Here is a 19,601-nt window from a genome sequence, read left to right on the forward strand (position 1 = left end):
AGGAGCCATGGCGGGTAACGTTACCGACCGACTCGACCGCCCGCTGCGGGATCTGCGTATCTCGCTGACGGACCGATGCAACTTTCGCTGCACCTACTGCATGCCGAAGGCCCTGTTCGGCGTGAGCCACCAGTTCATGCCGCGCCGGGAGCTGCTCTCCTTCGAGGAGATCGAACGCCTCGCGCGGCTGTTCGTGCAGCTCGGCGTGCGCAAGCTGCGCCTCACCGGCGGCGAGCCGCTGATCCGGCGGGACATCGAGGATCTGGTGGCCATGCTCTCGGCCATCGACGGGGTGGAGGACATCAGCCTCACCACCAATGCCTCGCTGCTTACCCTGGACAAGGCGAAGGCGCTGCGAGCCGCCGGCCTGCGGCGGATCACCGTGAGCCTGGACGGCATCGACGACGACACCTTCCGGGCGATGAACGACGTCGGCTTCCCGGTGGCCAAGGTGCTGCAGGGCATCGACAACGCCGCCGAGGCCGGGCTCACGCCGATCAAGATCAACATGGTGGTCCAGCGCGGCGTCAACGAGCACGACATCCTGCCGATGGCCGAGCACTTCCGGGGCAGCGGGCACATCGTGCGCTTCATCGAGTACATGGATGTCGGCAACAGCAACGGCTGGCGCCTGGACGAGGTCATGCCCTCCCGCGAGGTCGCGGAGCTGATCGGCTCGCGCTGGCCGATCGAGCCGGTGGAGCCGAACTACCGCGGCGAGGTGGCCGACCGCTGGCGCTACCGGGACGGCGCCGGGGAGATTGGCGTGATCAGCTCCGTGAGCCAGCCCTTCTGCGGCGACTGCAGCCGCGCGCGGCTCTCCGCCGAGGGCAAGCTCTACACCTGCCTGTTCGCGAGCCGCGGCCACGAGCTGCGCGACCGCATGCGCGCCGGTGCCGGCGACGACGAGCTGCTGGCCTACCTGCGCGGTATCTGGAGCCGCCGCAGCGACCGCTACTCGGAGCTCCGCACCCACGAGACCAAGCCCATCGACAGCCGCAAGATCGAGATGTCCTACATAGGCGGCTGACCACTACGGGTGGTGATGGGGGGTAGAGAGACAGTCGCCAAGGCGCGAAGGACGCAAAGTGGAGGGATCAGGGACTCAACACAAAGACACAAAGGACACAAAGATGCACGAAGGTGAAGAAGGAAATTCATGTTCACTTCCCTTTGTGTTCTTTGTGGCCTTTGTGCCTTTGTGTTGAATCTCCCTCTCGCTTTGCGTCCTTCGCGCCTTTGCGGTCATCCGCCCGTCAGCTCGAATCCAACCCCAAGGGGCATGAGTGATGAACGAAGAGACGATGAACATCAGTGTGCGCAAGTTTCTGAAGAAGGTGGGGGTGACCTCGCAGCGGGAGATCGAGACCGCGGTGCGGGAGGCCATCGAGAGCGGCAAGCTCAAGGGCGACGAAACCCTCAAGGCAAAGATCACCCTGGAGGTGGAGGGGTTGTCGCTGACGCACGAGATTGATGGGGCGATCGAGCTGGAGTAGCGCGCTCGGCGCGCTACTCCAGCTCGATCGAGTTCAAGGTTCAAAGTTCCGAGTCCAAAGACCCAAGGCCGCAAAGCCCTGCTGGTATCCAGATATCCGCCGGCTCAGGGTCTTGGAATCTTGAACTGACAACTTTGAACTCGAGCCTTTCGACACGCTTTTGCGCTTCAGCGCAAAAGCGTGTCGAAAGGCTCGACGAGAACGTCCTCCCCCGCCGCCACCGGGCCTGCGTCCTCCGGGAGCACGATGAAGCAGTCCGCCAGGCTCATGGAGCGGAGGATCCCGGAGCCCTGGTGGCCGACGCTCTCAACTTCCAGGGTGCCGTCCTCGCCGGGGACCAGGCGGCCGCGCTGGAACTCCATGCGGCCGGGCTTCTTGCGCAGACGGCTGCGGCAGCGCACGCGGAAGCGTCGCGGCGGTGCGGCGTTCTCGCCGGCGAGCTGGCGCAGGGTCGGGGCCACCACCTGGGAGAAGGTCGCCATCACCGAGACCGGGTTGCCCGGCAGGCCGAAGAACCAGGCCGTGCCGACGCGGCCGAAGGTGAGCGGGCGGCCGGGCTTCATGGCGATGCTCCAGAAGTCCACCTCACCCTGTTCGCCGAGTATGCGGCCGATGAAGTCCGCCTCGCCGACGGAGACGCCGCCGGAGGTGAGCACCGCGTCCACTTCGGCGCTGGCATCGCGGAAGGCCTGCGCCAGCGCCGCCGGCTCGTCGGCGACCACGCCGTAGTCGAAGACCTCGGCGCCGAGGCGCGTAAGCATGGCGTGGAGCGTGTAGCGGTTGCTGTCGTGGATCTCCCCGGGGCCGAGTGGCTCGCCCAGGCCGCGGAGCTCGTCGCCGGTGGAGAAGAAGGCCACCCGGGGTCGGCGGTGCACCGCCACCTCCACCCGCCCCACCGAGGCCAGCAGACCGATGTCCGCCGGGGTCAGCCGCCGGCCCGGGCCGAGGATCGTCTCGCCGGCGCGCAGATCCTCGCCGGCGGGGCGGATGTTGTCTCCCGTCTCGGGCCAGCTCTCGATGTGGACGCGCTCGCCCTCGGCACGGGCGCGCTCCTGCATGATCACCGTGTCCGCGCCCGCCGGGATGACCCCACCGGTCATGATGCGCACGCATTCCCCTGTCCCGAGCCGGCCGCTGAAGGGGTGGCCGGCGAAGGCGGAGCCCACCAGGCGCAGCGTCTCGGTGCCGCGGTCCTCGCCACGCACGGCGTAGCCGTCCATGGCGGAGTTGTCCTGGGCGGGGACGTCCGCGGGGGCCGTCACGGACTCCGCCAGGACGCGACCGAGGGCGCTGCGTACCGCAAGGCGCTGCCGTGCGGCCACCGTGCCCACGGCGCCGAGGATGCGCTGCAGGGCCTCGGCCAGAGGCATGGCCGGGGCGTCGTGGCCGCAGCCGGCGCTGAACAGGCGCTCGCTCATGGGGTGGTCGTCTCCCGTCCCGGGTCGAGCCGGGCCTCGAGGCGCGCGTGCTCCTCGGGGGTGTTGACGTTGATGAACAGCTCGCGCTGGCCGGAGAAATCGGCCTCGCGCACGTCGAGGCTGGCGTACCAGCGGTCGATCTTGCGGCCGCCATCGGCGAGGAAGCGCTCCAGGCTTGGCAGCACCGGGGCTCGCAGCAGGGCGTGCGCCGGCTGCAGGCGCTCGCCGTCGTGGGCCACCGCGGCGTCGCCGTCACCGAGGGCGGCGCGCAGCCGCGCCACCAGGTCCGCCGGCACCAGCGGACCGTCGCAGGGCAGGGTCAGCGCCAGCGGCGTGTCGCAGTGAGCGAGGCCGCTCGCCATGCCGGCCAGCGGCCCCTGGAACCCGCCCTCGCGGTCCGCTACCACGGGCAGGCCGAACGCGGCATAGCGTTCGTGGTTGCGGTTCGCGTTGATGATGATCGCGTCCACCTGCGGGCGCACGGCGTCGAGGACATGGGCGATCATGGGTCGCCCGGCCAGCGCGATCAGGCCCTTGTCCTCGCCGCCCATGCGGGTCGCCCGCCCGCCGGCGAGGATGATCGCGGTCACGGTCTCCGGCATGGGAGCCTCCCGGCGGCGGGGCGGGGAATGCGGCGCACCGTTCAGCCTCCGGCCACGGAAGGCACCACCGCCAGCGTGCGCCGTCCGGTCAGCGGGGTCTCGAGCCCCTCCAGCGCACGGATGTCCTCGTCGTCGAGGAACAGATTCACGTAGGGCCGGAGCTCGCCGCCCCGGGTGAGGATGCGCGGCAGCAGCAGGGCGTGGCGCTCGCCGGCGGCATTGAGTGCGTCGCGCACGCGCTCGGCGCGCACCACGATGCGTGCCTCGCCGTCGGCGATCTCCTGGAGCGCAGCGGGCAGTTCGATGGCGACTTCGGTCATGCGGTTGTTACCGGTGTTCGAACGGACATCTCAGCCTGTGCTCACCAACCTTCTCGGAATTATCGTCAGTTCTCAGAGCTCGGGAGCGCCCGCACGGCGGGCCTGTGTACCCCGTGGGAGCGGTCTCCGACCGCGAAACGCCGCGCAGCGGCGTACCGTACCGCGCTCCGCGCGCTCTCGCGGTCGGAGACCGCTCCCACGCGGCGCACAGGCCTGCTGAGACCTGGCGAGCAGCCAGCATCAGTTTGCCTCGCCGTCGCGCCGCCGGACAATGTCGACCACGGGCTCCGCGGCAGTCATGGCGGCCAGCACGATGTGCGCCAGTGCGTCGCTGCGTGCGAGGGCCCGTGTGGCCGCCTCGCGGGCAAGGGCCGCCCGCTCGCCATCGTCCACCTGGTTGATCACCGGGATGACGCGCATGCCCGCGGTGCCCTTCAGTGCACCCTGCGGGTCGCTCAGCAGTCGCGCCACGTGTTCCGGGCGCAGGGCCTCGCCGGGGGCGCAGCCGGTGACCGCGGAGAGCTCTGCCGGCCGGTGGGCGATACGCTCGTCGAGCGGCTCGCCGAAGACACCGGCGGAGACCACGAACAGTACGGTGGCGGTGCCGGGGACCAGCTGCGGCTCGCCCTCGGCGGGCGCCTTGATCGAGCGCATGCGCGCGCCGTCCGCCTTGACCAGGGTGAGCCCGAAGCCGCCGGCGCGATGCAGCGCGGCGATCCGTGCCGGATCCACGCCGCTCACCCGGCCCGACTTGGCCGCGGCGGTGGCGTAGGCGATGCGCCGGTACTGGCGCCCCGCCGCCGGCACCTCGGTGTCCAGGCTCTCGGCGTCGGTGAACAGCCGTGCCTCCACCAGCCGCCGGCCCGGCGGCGTGGTCATCACCGAGGCGGTGACGGCCACCGGGCCCGGATGGGCGGCGAGCAGGCGGTAGAGCGTGGTCTTCTTGCCGCCGGCCCCCACGGCGCACACGATGCCCCTCTCGGCGCCGAAGGTTTCGAGCAGCTCGGCGTCGGTCATGGCGCCGCCTCCAGTGAGGTCGCCCGCACGCAGAGGATGCCCGGCAGGAATCCCGCCACCAGCGCCCACTGGTCGCCGCCGTCGCGGCTCGCGAACAGGTGCCCGCTGGAGGTGCCGAGGTAGAGGCCGAGGGGGGCGAGGCCATCGCTGTCGAGGCCGTCGCGGAGGATGGTGACGAACACGTTCTCCTGCGGCAGCCCCGCGGTCAGCGGCTCCCAGCTCGTGCCCGCGTCGCGCGTGCGGTAGACCCGCAGGCGCCCGCCCACGGTCGCCCGGAACTGGCTGCTGTCCTCCGGCACCGTGTAGAGCACGTCCGGATCCCGCGGGTCGGTGGCGAGGGCGTAGCCGAAGTCGCTGGGCAGCCCGGCGGTGATCTCGTGCCAGTGCCCGCCGTGGTCGTCGCTGCGGTAGGTGCCGTGGTGGCTCTGCTGGTAGAGGCGGCCGTCCTGCGCCGGGTGCACCAGCAGGCGGTGGATGCAGTGGCCGCAGGCTGGTGCCTGGCCTGGCAGGTAGGGGGCGCGCACGCCGCGATTGAGCGCATGCCAGTGGCCGCCGTCATCGTCCGAGCGATACACGCCGCCGGCGGAGAGCGCGGCGTACAGCCGCTCCGGGCGGTGCGGGTCGGCCTGTACCGAATGCACCGCGAGGCCGCCCTTCGCCGGGCTCCAGTGGGTGCGGTCCGGATGCTGATTGAAGCCGCCGAAGGCCTCCCAGTGGCGGCCGTCGTCATCGCTGACGAACACCCCCGGCGGCTCGATGCCGGCGTAGAGGCGCTGTGGGCGGGCGCCGTCGGCCGGCGCCAGGCACCAGATCATCTGCAGGCTCTCGGGGCCGTCGTCGCGCCGGTGGCGCGGCACCTCGGCCAGCGGCGCCCAGTGCCGGCCATGGTCCTCGGTGCGGTAGACGTGGATGCCCCAGACCGGATGGTGCGCGGCGGCAAAGCCGACCCCGGGGCGGCGCGGATCGAGGAACGCGGACTGCACCTCGTAGCCGGCGAGATGCGGACCCTCCACCCGCCAGTGCTGGCGCCCGGCATCGGCGCGGGCGATGAACAATCCCTTGCGCGTGCCAACGAGCACGGCGATGGCCTCGCTGGCGGCCTGCGCCCCGGACATGAACTCCTCCGCTTTTCGATCCGTGAGCAGGTACTATACCGTACGAGTTTGGAATCATTCCGATCCAGGAGGAGAGCCTTGCGCTTCCTGCGGGCCCTGCGCCTCGACGACAGCGACGATGCCATCTACGCCCGTGCGGCGCAGGCCGGTGAATGGGTGGTGCCGGGGACGTTCGTGTTCACGTTCAGCGAGCGCGAGCCGGAGCGCCTGGACGAGGGCGAGCGTGCGGCGTTCCGGCACGGCTTCCTCGGCCTGGGTTCCTTCGGCTGGACGACGCTCGCCGTGGTGGTGGAGATGCCCGAGCCGGAGCGCCGCCAGGTACTGGAGCGCCTGGCACGGCACTTCGTCGAGCACTACGGGGCGCCGGACCTCAACGCCGCGATGGAGGTGGCACGGGAAGAGGTGGCGTTCTGCGAGTCGCTCTGCACGCCGGACATCAATACCGTGCTCTCGGTGCAGCGCGAGCTTGGCGACGACGGGGTGCGCGAGGCCTTCCGCGTGCACCGGCCGCGGGCGGACTGGGAGTCGGCGCCCGTCTTCCGCATGGAGCCCGAATGAGGGCGCTGGAGCCATCACCATGAGCGATAGCCCCGAAGCCAGAACGGTCTGGCCGGTTACCGTGATCCTGACGCGGGAGCTGCGGCAGCGCGGGCCGTGGCAGTTTCCGGCCTGGAGCGTGGCGGGCGTGCTGGCCAGGGAGACCGCACCGGGCGTCACCCGCGTACACCCGGACGACCGGCGCGCGGAGTTCGTGTGGGGCGGGCTCAGCGTCCAGCTGGTGCGCTCCAATGCCGAGACCTACTGGTTTAACCTGAAGAGCGAACGCCCCTCGCTGTTCGTCGTCTGCCGTGAGGATCCGGCGAATGGCCTGATGCCGGTGCTGGTTACCCTGGACCACGACGAGGCGTCGCGTCAGGGCGAAGGCGATGGCGAGGTGTTCGCCGTCGAGTTTCCGGGCTGGCTGGAGGCGGGGGTGCGCGAGTTCATTGCCCGCCACTACCGGCCGGCGCCGCCGCGCAAGCGCAAGCCGCGCGAGGAGGAGGACTGATCATGGCCCGAGAGACGAACCCCGAGGACCGCGAGACCGGTTTTCTCGCACGCTGGAATCAGCGCAAGCGCGAGGTGCAGCGCGAGGCCGGGAGGCCGGATCCGGAGCCCGAGGCCGGCGCCCCCGAGGAGGCCGGTTCGGCGGACGAGCAGGCGCCGGCACTCACCGACGCAGACATGCCTGCGCTGGATAGCCTCGACCAGGACAGCGACGTCAGCGGATTCCTTTCCGAGGGCGTGAGCGAGGATCTGCGCCGGCAGGCCCTGCGCCGGCTCTTTCACACTCCGAAGTTCAATCTCCGCGATGGCCTGGACGATTATGACGAGGACTATCGGGCGATGATGACGCCGCTTGGCGATACCGTGACCCACGACCTGCGCCGGCAGCGCAAGCGGCTGGAGGAACGCGAGGCGGAGCGCCAGGAGGCGCTCGCCGACGTCGGCGAGCCCGTCGGCGAGCCCGTCGGAGAGGACGTCGGCAGCCGGGAACGAGTGCCTGGGCGCGGTCCGGCTGGCGACGGCGCGGGGGCGCCGGCGGGCGAGCCGCCGCGCGCGACGGAATCCAGCGCCGATGACAACGACAGTGACACCGGGCGTGCCTGACGGCCGCGGAGGCGAACGTGCTTGATATCGTTGCCAATCCCCTGCCGGAGTTGCCGGCCGCCACGGAGGCCGGCGAGGCCCGCGCGGCGGCGCTGGCGGCGCTCTCCGCGGCACCCCTAGGAACGGCTGGGTTCGTCGAATACCGCTCGCTGGGTCTGTTGCTGATCGTGGGGCCTGCGGCGCCGGCCTTCGAGGCCGCGCGTGCCCTGGCGGACCAGCTCGCCTGCGTGATCGTCGCCGAGGATGACGGGATCGGGTCCGAGCCCGAGGCCGATGTCGAGCGCTTCCTCCTCGCCCGGGGGCGTCCGTCGATCAGCGGTCACCTGGGGGCGTTTCGCGCGCTGCTCCGCAGTGACACCCATGAGGACAACCTGGCCGCGCTGGCAGCGCGCGAGCGGGAGACCTTCGATTTGGTGCTGGATCTCTCGGCGCAGCCGCACATCGGGTTCGAGCGACCTCCGCTCGGCTATTACCGCCCGGGGCAGGATCCGGAGGCCCTGGGCGAGGCGCTGGCGGTGTTGCCGGAAATGGTGGGCGAGTTCCAGAAGCCGCGCTTTTTCACCTACGACGAGCGCATCTGCGCCCATGGCAGCCGCGGCCTTACGGGCTGCACGCGCTGCCTTGACGCCTGCGCCACCGGCGCTATCCGCTCTCTGGGTGAGCGGGTCGAAGTCGACCCCTACCTCTGCCAGGGCTGCGGCAGCTGCGCGGTGGTCTGCCCGAGCGGCGCCATGGGCTATGCCTTCCCCGAGACACGGGATCTGCTGGGTGCGCTGCGCCGGGCGCTGCGGGCCTACGCCGAGCTCGCCGACGAGCCGCCTGCGGTGCTCTTCCATGATGACAGCAGCGGCGCGGAGGCGGTGGCCGCGCTGGCCGCCAGCCTGCCCGAGCGGCTGATTCCGGTGCCGGTGGAGGACGCCGGCAGCATCGGTCCGGACGTCTGGCTCGCCACCCTCGCCTTCGGTGCGAGCGACGTCCGCCTGCTGCTCCCGGAGGACGCGGAGCCCTCGCTGCGCGCGGCCACGGAACGCCAGCTCGCCCTCTACCGGGCCGTGCTGGAGGCGGTGCAGCTCGAGCCGGAGCGTATCGGCGTGGTGGCGCCGGGCAGCGGGCTCGAGGCGCTGACGCTGCATGCCGGCCACGGCCGGCGGCCGGCGGGTTTCAGCACCAGCGGCGGCAAGCGGGAGCTGCTGCAGCGGGCCTTTACCCATCTCTACCGCCCGGCCCGCGACCGGGCCACGACGCCGCTGGAGGCGGGCGCCCCGTTCGGGCGCATCCACGTCGACCAGGAGGCCTGCACCCTGTGCATGGCCTGCGCGGCGGTCTGCCCGGTGGAGGCGGTGGTGAGCGGCGGCAGTCTCCCGCGCCTGGTCTTCCACGAGGAGCGCTGCCTGCAGTGCGGCCTCTGCGAGACGGCCTGCCCGGAGGACGCGATCAGCCTGGAGGCGAGGCTGCACCTGCCGGCCTTCGCCTCGCCCACGGAACGGGTCCTCAACGAGGAGGCGCCCTTCCACTGCGTGGGCTGCGGCAAGCCCTTCGCCACCGAGAAGATGATCGCCCGCATCGGCGAGCAGCTCGCCGGGCACTGGATGTTCCGGGATGAGCGCGCCCGTCGACGCCTGGAAATGTGCGAGGACTGCCGGGTGCGCGACCTCTTCGACGAGGAAGCCTCGGGTTCCGCCCACTGAGACACGTGGCGCCCGGTGCCGCTCCAGCGTTCCAGGCGCAGTCGTCCCCGGCGAATACCACCGGAGCGATCAGGCCGATGCGGGGCAGGAGGGCCCGGGCAACGCCGGTGCTGAGCCCCGAGCGTCGCGCCGCCTGAGCGTGGCCGGGTGCGTCGGGCGACACGCTCCGATTCCACAATGTGCACGCTGCGTCGCAGCAACGATTTTCTTTGGAATTGTTCCGTTTCCGAGCTATAACTTGTCAGACGAACGGTCAGACCACATGAGGGGAACGGCGCCACGTGACTTCCCAGGCCACCGCACAGGACGAGCGCGAGTCGATGCAGACCGACAGCGAGGAGTGGCTGCGCTCTCGGGTCTACGGCCTGCTGGGCCGGCTGTTCGCGGACATACCGCCGGCGGAGGTGATCGAGCCGTTGCGCGCCCTGGAGGTGGATCCCGCGGACGGGCCGCTGGCGGAGGGCTGGCATGGCCTCGCCGAGGCGGCGCGGGCCGCGGGCGACGAGGCGCTGGACATCGAGTACCACGCCCTGTTCATCGGGCTCGGGCGCGGCGAGGTGATGCCGTTCGCCAGCTGGTACCTGACCGGCTTCCTGATGGGCCGCCCGCTGGTGAAGCTGCGTCGGGACCTGCGCGCCCTCGGCGTGGAGCGTGAGGATGACGTGCATGAGCCCGAGGATCACATCGGCGCGTTGTTCGAGGCCATGGCGTTGCTGAGCGGGCCAGAGGGCGGATCGTTCGCTGCGCAGCGGGAATTCTTCAATGCCCATCTGGCCAGCTGGGTGGAGCGATTTATGCAGGATTTGAGGGGGGCGCCCTCGGCACGCTTCTACAAGGCCGTAGGTGCCTTCGGCGAGCGGTTCATGGTGCTGGAGAAGCAGTACCTGGAGATGATCTGACAGCGGCTCGGGGTCGGCGACGGCCGCGGGCGCAGCAAACAGCCACGTTAATCGTGAACATTTACCCGGGAGGAGAGAGCCGTGAGTGCCAACCATCCCCGTAATGACAGCCGCCGCCGGTTCCTGAAGGGGCTGGTGATTGGCGGCGCCGCCGCCGGCATCGCCGCTGGCGGTTCGGCCGGTGCCCTGGCGGCGCCGGTCACGGCGAAGCCCGCCAACGCCGCGGAGAAGCCAGCCCGCAAGGGCTATCAGGAAACGGCGCACGTGCGCCGCTACTACGACCTGGCGCGGGGCTGACCGGCCCTCGCGGCGCCTGGCGCCGCTGGCCGCTGGCTCCAGACGTTTCGGAGAAGGCAGTTATGAAGCTGATCAGAAAGCAGAGCGCAGGGGGTGAGGGCGCGGCCCGTCGCGGCGGTATCTTCGGTGTCCTCGACTCGCCCATGGACCGCCGCACGTTTCTGCGGCGTTCCGGCCTGACCGCCGGCGCCGCCGCGGTGGGCGCTGCCCTGCCGCCGGCCATGATGCGCCGGGCGGAGGCCGCCGGCGGCGAGTACTCGCCCAAGGCCGATGTCCCCACCGAAATCCGTCGGTCGGTGTGCACGCACTGCTCCGTCGGTTGTGGTGTCATCGCCGAGATTCAGGACGGCGTCTGGACGGGCCAGGAGCCGGACTTCGACTCGCCGCTGAACCTCGGTTCGCACTGTGCCAAGGGCGCCGCCCTGCGCGAGCACGGCGTTGGCGAGAAGCGCGTCAAGTACCCGATGAAGCTCGAGGGTGGACGCTGGCGGCGCCTGAGCTGGGACGACGCCATCAACGAGATCGGCGACCGCTTCATGCAGATCCGCGAAGAGAATGGGCCGGATGCGGTATGGTGGTGCGGCTCGTCCAAGGCGAGCAACGAGGGTTCCTACCTGCAGCGCAAGTTCGTCGCCTTTTGGGGCACGAACAACATCGACCATCAGGCGCGCATCTGTCACTCCACCACCGTCGCCGGCGTGGCCAACACCTGGGGCTACGGGGCGATGACGAACAGCTATAACGACATGCACAACAGCAAGTGCATGTTCTTCATTGGCTCGAACGCCGCCGAAGCCCACCCCGTGTCGATGCAGCACATTCTCCGCGCCAAGGAGAACGGCGCGAAGATGATCGTGGCCGACCCGCGCTTCACCCGCACGGCGGCGCATGCGGACATGCATGTGCGATTCCGCCCGGGAACCGACGTCGCGCTGGTCTGGGGCGTGCTGTGGCACGTCTTCGATAACGGGTGGGAGGACACGGAGTACCTCCGCCAGCGCGTCTACGGCATGGACAAGGTCCGCGAGGTGGTGGCCGATTACCCGCCCGACGTGGTGGAGAACATCACGGGGGTCGACCGCGACACTGTCTTCAACATGGCCAAGACCATGGCCGAGAACCGCCCCGGGACGCTGGTCTGGTGCATGGGCGGAACCCAGCACCACATCGGCAACAACAACACCCGTGCCTACTGCGTGCTGCAGCTCGCGCTCGGCAACATCGGCGTCTCCGGAGGCGGGGCCAACATCTTCCGTGGCCACGACAACGTGCAGGGCGCGACGGACGTCGGGCCGAACTCCCATACCCTGCCCGGCTACTACGGCCTTTCGGAGGGAGCCTGGCGACACTGGGCGCGTGTGTGGGACGTGGACTTCGACTACCTCAAGTCCCGCTTCGACGACGGCCGCTACGACTCCGGGACTGGCAGCCAGGCGCATCCCATGAACATTCCCGGCATCCCGGTGTCCCGGTGGATCGACGGCGTTTTGGAGGACCCCGAGAACCTGCAGCAGAGCGCCAACACCCGCGCGGTGTTCTTCCAGGGGCACGCGGTGAACAGCCAGAGCCGCGGGCCGGAGATGAAGGAGGCCATCGAGAAGCTCGACCTGGTTGTGATCTCCGATCCCTACCCGACCCATCTCGCCGTCATGAGCGAGCGCACGGACGGCGTCTACCTCCTGCCGACCTGCACCCAGTTCGAGCAGGTGGGATCGGTGACCGCGTCCAACCGATCGCTGCAGTGGCGCGAGAAGGTCGTGGAGCCGCTGTTCGAGTCCAAGCCGGACGCCGCCGTGCTGTACCTGCTCGCGCAGAAGTTCGGCTTTGCCGAGGAGATGTTCAAGCACATCGCGGTGGACGGCGACATGCCAAGCCCGGAGGACACCCTGCGGGAGATCAACCGCGGAACGTGGACCATCGGCTACACCGGTCAGAGCCCGGAGCGCCTGAAGCTGCATCTCGAGCACAAGCGCAGCTTCGACACCACCACGCTGCGAGCGGTGGGCGGTCCGGCCGACGGCGACTACTACGGCCTGCCGTGGCCGTGCTGGGGCAACCCGGAGATGAAGCACCCCGGCACCCACGTGCTCTATGACCCGAGTCAGCCGGTCAAGGACGGTGGCCTCACCTTCCGTGCGCGCTTCGGCGTCGAGCACGACGGCGAGAATCTGCTCGCGGAAGGCTCATACTCCGTGGATTCGGAGCTCCAGGACGGCTACCCGGAGTTTACCTTCGGCATCCTGCGCCAGCTTGGCTGGCACCGGGACCTGAGCCGCGACGAGCTCCAGGCCATCGCCGACGTCGCGGGTGTCGAGCTGCCGTCGAGCCTCAACGACGCCTCCGACGAGGTGCTTGCGGCGCTGGACGGGGTGAACTGGAAGACCGACCTCTCCGGCGGCATCCAGCGGGTGGTTATCAATCACGGCTGCGCCCCGTTCGGCAATGCCAAGGCGCGCTGTGAGGTCTGGCAGTGGCCGGACCCCATCCCGGTGCACCGCGAGCCCCTGTACACGCCGCGCCGGGATCTGGTCTCCGATTATCCGACCTACGACGACCTCAAAAACACGGTCTACCGTCTGCCGACCCGCTACGCCTCGATCCAGGCGGATGACTACTCGCAGGACTATCCGCTGGTTTTCACCAGCGGCCGTCTGACCGAGTACGAAGGTGGTGGCGAGGAGACCCGCTCCAATCCCTGGCTGGCCGAGTTGCAGCAGGACATGTTCGTCGAGATCCACCCGGCGGACGCCTATGACCGCGGCATCGAGGACGGTCAGTCGGTCTGGCTGGACGGCCCTGAGGGTGGAAGCATCAAGATCAAGGCCATGCTCACCGAGCGCGTGGGTCGCGGCGTGGTCTGGACGCCCTTCCACTTCGGCGGCTGGTTCCAGGGGCAGGATCTGCTCGACCGTTACCCCGAGGGTACAGCCCCCTATGTGCGCGGCGAAGCCTGCAACACGGCGACGACGTATGGCTACGACATCGTCACCCAGATGCAGGAAACCAAGACCACGCTCTGCCAGATCCGCGCCGCCTGAGGCGGAAGAATTCTAGGAGGAGTGCCAGATGGCCAGAATGAAGTTCCTCTGTGACGCCGAGCGCTGCATCGAGTGCAACGCCTGCGTCACCGCCTGCAAGAACGAGAACGAGGTGCCGTGGGGCGTTAACCGGCGCCGCGTGGTCACCATGAACGACGGCGTGCCCGGCGAGAAGTCGATCTCGGTCGCCTGCATGCACTGCACCGACGCCCCGTGTGCGGCGGTCTGCCCGGTGGACTGCTTCTACACCACCGAGGACGGCATCGTCCTGCACGACAAGGACCTCTGCATCGGCTGCGGCTACTGCTTCTACGCCTGTCCCTTCGGCGCGCCGCAGTATCCGCAGCAGGAGGCCTTCGGCGTCCGCGGCAAGATGGACAAGTGCACCTTCTGCGCCGGCGGCCCTGTCGAGGACAACAGCAACGCCGAGTACGAGAAGTACGGCGCCAACCGCGTGGCCGAGGGCAAGCTGCCCGCCTGCGCGGAAATGTGCTCGACCAAGGCCCTGCTCGCCGGTGACGGCGACATGGTGGCGGACATCTACCGCGAGCGGATCATGCGCCGCTCCGGCAGACCGCAGACCTGGGGTTGGGACAAGGCATACGGCGAGGGCGTATAGCGCCCCCGCCGGAAGGAGTCTCCAATGCGATTACCCCTCAGGGTAGGCGCGCTGGCGGCGCTCGGGCTAACGGCCCTGGCGCTCGCCGGCTGCTACGAGTCGCCCGACGATGTCACGCTGCACGAGCCCGGGGTCTACAAGGGGCCGAGCGATCCGTTACGCAACAAGCTGGATGACGGCGAGCTCCAGCAGTCGCTGGAGCAGCGCTTCAGCGGGCAGACGGACCGGTGAGGTCGGCGATGATGCGAGCAGGAGCAGTCGCCCGCCTCGCGACCGGGGCTGCCTTCGCCCTGCTGCTCCTCGCGGGCTGCAGCAACGAGGGCGCCTACGGGGATCCCTGGACCAATCGCGCCCAGGAGGAACGCCTTGGCGACGAGGGCGAGCGCGACCCCGAGACGGCCAAGGCGCTGCGCGAGCGGGCGCGATACAACCAGGCTGACCGCTGACGGCGGCGGCGACGGAGGATGCGCAGATGAGTGATCAGGACGCAGCAAAGGCCAGGCGCCGGCGCGCCCACATGAAGGTCATGCTCTGGAGTCTGCTGGTCATCGCGCTCGGCGCGATGGTGGCGCCCCTCGGCGGATACGTCTACGTCGAGGTGGCCCAGGCGCAGAGCGGGTTCGAGAACGGCAATCCGCGGTCCGATACCTGGGGTGCCGTGCGCGAGGGCGTCAGCGGCACGACCACCGTGCAGGGTCCGGAGGCGGGCGTCCTCATCCAGAACGGGGGGCAGAACTGGCGGCAGCTGCGCAACGCCATCGCCGCCGGGGTCATGCCCTGGTTCATGGCCGCGGCGCTGATCGGCATCGCTCTGGTGATGGCGATCTTCGGCCGTAACCGGCTCGACCAGCCGCCGTCAGGCAAGGTCGTGCCGCGCTGGAAGCTCTGGGAGCGCGTGCTGCACTGGACGACGGCGACGCTGTTTATCGTCCTCGCCATTACCGGCCTCAGCCTGCTGTTCGGGCGAGCGGTGCTCATCCCGGTGCTCGGCGCGGGTGGGTTCGCCGCCTACGCCGGCTTCGCGATGACCCTGCACAATTACGTGGGCCCGGTGTTCACCGCCTGCGTGGCGATCATGATCCTGGCCTGGGTGCGCCACAACATCCCCAGCCGTGCGGACTGGGAGTGGTTCAAGGCGGGCGGCGGTTTCCTCAAGGGCAAGCACCCGCCGGCGGGCCGCATGAACGGGGGCGAGAAGGTCTGGTTCTGGTTCATCGCCCTGGTGGGTGGTCTGGTCTGCGCCACGGGCGTGGTTCTGGACTTCCCCATCTGGGGCCAGACCCGCGAGACCATGCAGCTCGCCAGCCTGGTACACGCCATCGCCGCCATTCTCTGGGTGAGCCTGTTCTTCGGCCACGCCTGGATCGGCACCCTCGGCACCGAGGGCGCGATCGATGGCATGACCACGGGCTATTCCAGCTCCGAGTGGGCGAAGCAGCACCACGATCTCTGGTACGAGCAGGTCAAGGATCAGGAAGTGGACGCCAGCGAGGTGGGCCTCACTGCCGGCAAGGCGGCAAAGACCCCATCCGAGGGCACCAGCCCCGGCTGACCCCCGGACCGTTCACGGCCTGCCTACAGGCAGGCGCCTCTGTCGAAAGCCGCGTCAGCCCATGAGCTGACGCGGCTTTTTTCATGCTGACGTGTCGTCCCGGCTCGTTCGGGCTAGCCGGCAGCCGTGAATCGGCGAGATACGCGGGCTTCCCGCAATGCATTGATCCGCGGGGCTGCGGGACGGATCAACGGCCGTGCCCGGTGCCGAGGCGGGGTGGGAGCGCGCGGGACACGCCGTGAATACGTCCGTGTAGGCTCGAAGGCGACATCCCTGTCGCCTGCGGTCCCGCGCGCTCCCACCCCGCCTCGCACTGGCGACGCCGTCGTAACTTCCGCGGCCAACGGGATGCCAGAGGGAGACGTAACCCGGCCATCGTGCAGCGCTCATTGCCTCCGGGTTCTTTCACACCCCGTTGCGGCCGGGGTGCTAGTGCCCGCGGACTGGCCAGCGGCGCCGGCAGTGCTGGGATCGGTGGGCCCGAGTGGGACCGTAGGCGAGAGGGACCTCGCCTACGAGCCTACACGGACGTATTCACGGCGTGTCCCACTCGGGCCCACCGATCCCAGCACCGGGCAACCACCGTAACGCGATGCCCGCGTCGCGGATCATCGCTCGGACAAGCCCCTGCCTCGGGGCAGGGGGCGTCGCTAAGCTCTACCCGGCCGGAGCACCTGCCCGGTACGGCCGTCGCGGATCTCCGTCGGGCCGCGGAGACCGCCAAGAGGGCCGTTCCACAGCCAGTCGAGGCGCTCGCCGAAGGCCCGGCGGACCTGCCAGGAACGCCGCAGGGCCGGGCGGCCGGAAAGATTCGCGCTGGTGGAGATGAGCGGCAGGCCCGCCGCACGGCACAGGGCGACCACCGGCGGGTGGGCGCTCACCCTGGCGGCGAGGGTGTCGCGGCCGCCGGTGAGAACGTCCGGGGCCTCTGGCGTCGCCTCCAGGATCCAGGTCACCGGCCCGGGCCAGCTGTCGAGGACGGCCGCGCGCCGCGACGCTGCCTCCGGTAGGCGGGCGAAGGGCTCGAGCTGCCCGAAATCCGCCGCAATCAGAATGAGGCCCTTGGCGGGCGGGCGCTGCTTGAGCTCGAGCAGTCGGTCGATGGCCGCCGCGTCGTCCGGCCGGCAGCCGAGGCCCCAGACACCCTCCGTGGGGTAGGCGCCGACGCCACCGGCGCGGATACGGTCAGCAACCCTCTGGAGCCGGAATCCAGCCCGCATGTCTCAGCGATGCGCGCCTGCGGGAAACACGTCAGGCGTCTCGCTTGGCGGCACGCCGCGCGGCGGTCGCGCGACCAGCCCCGCCCTTGCCAGGGGAGACGGACTTGCTGCCGGTCCCGCCAGTGCCCGCGCCCGCCCGCGACTTGCCATTGCCTGCGCCCTTCGCGGGCTTCGAAGTCTTCGCCTTGCCGCCAGCGGTGCTGGCCTTCGCGGTCTTTGTCGTCTTGCCGCTGCCCTTGGCTGCGCCCTTTCGGCCGTTGCCGCGTCCGGTGTCGGACGCCGCCTCCAGCAGCTCCCGGCAATCCTCGAGCGTGAGCGAGGCGGCATCCCGATCCTTCGGCACGCTGGCCCGCTTCTTCCCGTCGGTGACGTAATGTCCGAAGCGGCCGCGGAGGACGCGAATCGCCCCGTCCTCGAAAGTCAGCAGGGTGCGCTTCGCCTCGTTGACCTTCTTCTCCTCCACCAGCTCAAGCGCGCGGTCGCGGTCGATGGTGTAGGGGTCGTCGTCCTTTTTCAGCGAGGCGAACTGGTTGCCGAAGCGCACATAGGGGCCGAAGCGCCCGATGTTGACCGAGAGTGGCTCGCCGTCCGGGGTCTCACCCAGATCCCGGGGCAGCGTGAACAGGGCCAGTGCCTCGTCGAGGCCGATGGTCTCGATGCTCTGGCCCGGCCGCAGGCTTGCGAAGCGCGGCTTCTCCTCGTCGTCGCGGGTGCCGATCTGAACGAACGGCCCGTAACGCCCGAGACGCGCCGTCACCGGGCGGCCGCTCTTAGGGTCAGTGCCGAGCTCGCGGGCCTTCATGACCTCGCTGCGGGAGACCTGGCGCTTCTCCTCCACGCGCTCGTGGAAGGGTTCCCAGAACTCCCGCAGCACCGGCACCCAGTCCCGCTCGCCCCGGGAGATGGCGTCCAGCCGGTCTTCCAGGCGCGCGGTGAAGTCGTAGTCCACGTAGCGGTCGAAGTGGTCGGTGAGGAACTTGGCCACCACGCGCCCGGTGTCCGTCGGCTTGAAGCGGCGGTTGTCGAGAATGACGTACTTGCGCTGCTGCAGCGTGGAGATGATGGCCGCGTAGGTGGACGGCCGGCCGATGCCCCGCTCCTCCAGCGCCCGCACCAGGCTCGCCTCCGAGTAGCGTGGCGGCGGCTCGGTGAAGTGCTGCTCCGGGCGGATCGCCCGCAATGGCACCGCCTGGCCCTCCTCGAGCGGCGGCAGGAAACGATCGCTGCTGTCGCCGCTGGCGTCGTCCTGGCCCTCCTGGTAGACGGCCATGAAGCCCGGATCCCGCACCGTGGAGCCGGTGGCGCGGAAGACCCCGACGTCCCCCGCCGCCAGATCCACCGCCACGGTGTCTATGGTGGCGTGAATCATCTGGCAGGCCACGCTCCGCTTCCAGATCAGGTCGTACAGCCGGTACTGGTCGTCGCTCAGATACCGGCGGATGGCCTCCGGATGGCGCGCCGGGTCGGTGGGGCGGATGCCCTCGTGGGCCTCCTGGGCGTTCTTGGCACGGGTGCGGTACTGGTGCGGCTTCGCCGGGAGCTTCTCGGGCCCGAAGCGCCGCTCGATCTCCGCGCGCAGGCCGTCGATGGCCTCCCGCGAGAGGTTGACCGAGTCGGTCCGCATGTAGGTGACGAGGCCCACCGTGCCGCTACCGACGTCGACGCCCTCGTAGAGCTGCTGCGCCACGCGCATGGTCTGCTGGGCGGAGAAGCGCAGCTTGCGCGAGGCCTCCTGCTGCAGGGTCGAGGTGATGAAGGGCGCGGCGGGGTTGCGCCGGCGCTGCTTCTTCTCCACCTGCACGACGCGCAGGGCGGCGCCCTCGCCGGCGGGCACTCCGCCCTCCGGCAGCCTGGCGTCAGCGTGCACCGCCTGCGCTGCACCGCCGGCCGCCTCCAGCAGGCGCTGCGTGGCGGCGCGCGCGCCGCCCTCGGCGGTAATGCTGAACTGCTCCACCTTCTCGCCATCCAGGCGGCTGAGGCGGGCAGCGAATGCCTGGGGGTCCGCCTCCGGCGCTTCCGGCGCGCGCAGGTCCGCCTCGATGCTCCAGTACTCCTGGGGCTCGAAGGCCTCGATCTCCTGCTCGCGCTCGACGATCATCCGCAGCGCCGGTGACTGCACCCGGCCCGCGGAGAGCCCGCTGGTGATCTTGCGCCAGAGCAGCGGCGAGAGGTTGAACCCCACGAGATAGTCCAGCGCGCGGCGGGCCTGCTGGGCGTTCACCAGATCACCGGAGAGCGCACGCGGGTGCCGGATCGCCTCCTGGATCGCACTCTGGGTGATCTCGTAGAACACGACGCGGTGCACGGGCTTGTCGCCCAGCACGTTGCGCTCGCGCAGCAGCTCGTAGAGATGCCAGGAAATCGCCTCACCCTCGCGATCCGGGTCGGTCGCGAGGTAGACCGCGTCGGCCTTGCGGGCGGCGCGGGCAATGGCATCCACATGCTTCGCGTTGCGCTCCACCAGGGTGTACTGCATGGCGAAGTCGTGCTCGGGGTCCACCGCCCCCTCCTTGGGTACCAGGTCGCGCACATGGCCATAGGAGGCCATCACCTCGAAATCCTTGCCGAGGTACTTGTTGATGGTGCGCGCCTTGGCAGGCGACTCCACGATGACGAGATTCTTGGCCATGAGAACGGTGTCCCGAGCGGGCCGGGCGTGGCAGGGCAGGC

At 69.8% G+C, this 19,601-nt stretch carries 20 protein-coding genes; 13 read left to right on the plus strand and 7 right to left on the minus strand.

Annotated elements, in window-relative coordinates:
* The first annotated feature begins 7 nt into the window (after window positions 1-7).
* Window positions 8-1,030 carry a GTP 3',8-cyclase MoaA gene (moaA, locus tag LMH63_RS00310; protein WP_109679245.1) on the plus strand — a complete coding sequence of 341 codons (1,023 nt, stop codon included), beginning with the start codon at window positions 8-10 and terminating at the stop codon, window positions 1,028-1,030.
* Between the two features lie 259 nt (window positions 1,031-1,289).
* Window positions 1,290-1,496 (plus strand): DUF6494 family protein, encoded by a 207-nt coding sequence (locus LMH63_RS00315; RefSeq protein WP_109679246.1) that lies wholly within the window; start codon window positions 1,290-1,292, stop codon window positions 1,494-1,496.
* A gap of 167 nt (window positions 1,497-1,663) precedes the next feature.
* Here the strand turns inward: LMH63_RS00315 and moeA are convergent, their stop codons facing one another.
* The 5 genes from moeA to LMH63_RS00340 all read right to left on the minus strand — a co-directional run bounded on the left by moeA (window position 1,664) and on the right by LMH63_RS00340 (window position 5,968).
* Window positions 1,664-2,914, minus strand: a complete 1,251-nt coding sequence (moeA, locus tag LMH63_RS00320) for a molybdopterin molybdotransferase MoeA (RefSeq protein ID WP_109679247.1) — start codon at window positions 2,912-2,914, stop codon at window positions 1,664-1,666.
* On the minus strand, window positions 2,911-3,516 hold the full coding sequence (mobA, locus tag LMH63_RS00325; protein ID WP_109679248.1) for a molybdenum cofactor guanylyltransferase MobA: 606 nt from the start codon (window positions 3,514-3,516) through the stop codon (window positions 2,911-2,913). Before mobA ends, moeA begins: the two co-directional genes overlap by 4 nt.
* A 41-nt stretch (window positions 3,517-3,557) precedes the next feature.
* Entirely contained in the window at window positions 3,558-3,836 is a 279-nt protein-coding gene (locus LMH63_RS00330; protein WP_109679249.1) for a MoaD/ThiS family protein, read from the minus strand.
* A 240-nt stretch (window positions 3,837-4,076) separates the two neighbouring features.
* The gene (yqeC, locus tag LMH63_RS00335; protein ID WP_109679250.1) at window positions 4,077-4,853 is read right to left on the minus strand and encodes a selenium cofactor biosynthesis protein YqeC; all 777 of its coding nucleotides are present in this window, start codon (window positions 4,851-4,853) and stop codon (window positions 4,077-4,079) included.
* A complete protein-coding gene (locus tag LMH63_RS00340; protein ID WP_109679251.1) occupies window positions 4,850-5,968 on the minus strand; it encodes a WD40/YVTN/BNR-like repeat-containing protein in 1,119 nt (372 codons plus the stop codon). Before LMH63_RS00340 ends, yqeC begins: the two co-directional genes overlap by 4 nt.
* 78 nt (window positions 5,969-6,046) lie before the next feature.
* Between LMH63_RS00340 and LMH63_RS00345 the strand changes: the two genes are divergently transcribed.
* The 11 genes from LMH63_RS00345 (at window position 6,047) to LMH63_RS00395 (ending at window position 15,711) form a co-directional block, all read left to right on the plus strand.
* Entirely contained in the window at window positions 6,047-6,526 is a 480-nt protein-coding gene (locus tag LMH63_RS00345; RefSeq protein ID WP_158280405.1) for a DUF6505 family protein, read from the plus strand.
* A gap of 19 nt (window positions 6,527-6,545) precedes the next feature.
* A complete protein-coding gene (locus tag LMH63_RS00350) occupies window positions 6,546-7,016 on the plus strand; it encodes a DUF3305 domain-containing protein (protein ID WP_158280406.1) in 471 nt (156 codons plus the stop codon).
* A 2-nt stretch (window positions 7,017-7,018) separates the two neighbouring features.
* Complete coding sequence (locus tag LMH63_RS00355) at window positions 7,019-7,618, plus strand: DUF3306 domain-containing protein (protein ID WP_109679252.1); 600 nt, start codon at window positions 7,019-7,021, stop codon at window positions 7,616-7,618.
* Between the two features lie 17 nt (window positions 7,619-7,635).
* A complete protein-coding gene (locus tag LMH63_RS00360; RefSeq protein ID WP_109679253.1) occupies window positions 7,636-9,306 on the plus strand; it encodes a 4Fe-4S binding protein in 1,671 nt (556 codons plus the stop codon).
* A gap of 281 nt (window positions 9,307-9,587) precedes the next feature.
* Window positions 9,588-10,205: a TorD/DmsD family molecular chaperone gene (locus LMH63_RS00365; protein WP_109679254.1), complete on the plus strand. Its 618-nt coding sequence runs from the start codon at window positions 9,588-9,590 to the stop codon at window positions 10,203-10,205.
* 81 nt (window positions 10,206-10,286) lie between these two features.
* Window positions 10,287-10,502 carry a hypothetical protein gene (locus LMH63_RS00370; protein ID WP_109679255.1) on the plus strand — a complete coding sequence of 72 codons (216 nt, stop codon included), beginning with the start codon at window positions 10,287-10,289 and terminating at the stop codon, window positions 10,500-10,502.
* Between the two features lie 62 nt (window positions 10,503-10,564).
* Window positions 10,565-13,540 (plus strand): formate dehydrogenase subunit alpha, encoded by a 2,976-nt coding sequence (locus LMH63_RS00375; protein WP_109679256.1) that lies wholly within the window; start codon window positions 10,565-10,567, stop codon window positions 13,538-13,540.
* Between the two features lie 28 nt (window positions 13,541-13,568).
* Window positions 13,569-14,159, plus strand: a complete 591-nt coding sequence (gene fdh3B / locus LMH63_RS00380; protein ID WP_109679257.1) for a formate dehydrogenase FDH3 subunit beta — start codon at window positions 13,569-13,571, stop codon at window positions 14,157-14,159.
* A 24-nt stretch (window positions 14,160-14,183) separates the two neighbouring features.
* The gene (locus LMH63_RS00385) at window positions 14,184-14,390 is read left to right on the plus strand and encodes a hypothetical protein (protein ID WP_199225694.1); all 207 of its coding nucleotides are present in this window, start codon (window positions 14,184-14,186) and stop codon (window positions 14,388-14,390) included.
* 8 nt (window positions 14,391-14,398) lie between these two features.
* Entirely contained in the window at window positions 14,399-14,605 is a 207-nt protein-coding gene (locus LMH63_RS00390) for a hypothetical protein (protein ID WP_109679258.1), read from the plus strand.
* A 26-nt stretch (window positions 14,606-14,631) separates the two neighbouring features.
* Entirely contained in the window at window positions 14,632-15,711 is a 1,080-nt protein-coding gene (locus LMH63_RS00395; protein WP_109679259.1) for a formate dehydrogenase subunit gamma, read from the plus strand.
* Between the two features lie 650 nt (window positions 15,712-16,361).
* Here the strand turns inward: LMH63_RS00395 and tsaC are convergent.
* A complete protein-coding gene (tsaC, locus tag LMH63_RS00400) occupies window positions 16,362-16,931 on the minus strand; it encodes an L-threonylcarbamoyladenylate synthase type 1 TsaC (RefSeq protein ID WP_109679260.1) in 570 nt (189 codons plus the stop codon).
* 31 nt (window positions 16,932-16,962) lie between these two features.
* Window positions 16,963-19,560, minus strand: coding sequence for a DNA topoisomerase I (locus LMH63_RS00405; RefSeq protein WP_109679261.1), 2,598 nt, complete (start codon window positions 19,558-19,560; stop codon window positions 16,963-16,965).
* Between the last annotated feature and the right edge of the window lie 41 nt (window positions 19,561-19,601).

It is taken from the genome of Spiribacter halobius, assembly GCF_020883455.1.
Taxonomy (GTDB): Bacteria; Pseudomonadota; Gammaproteobacteria; order Nitrococcales; family Nitrococcaceae; genus Sediminicurvatus; species Sediminicurvatus halobius.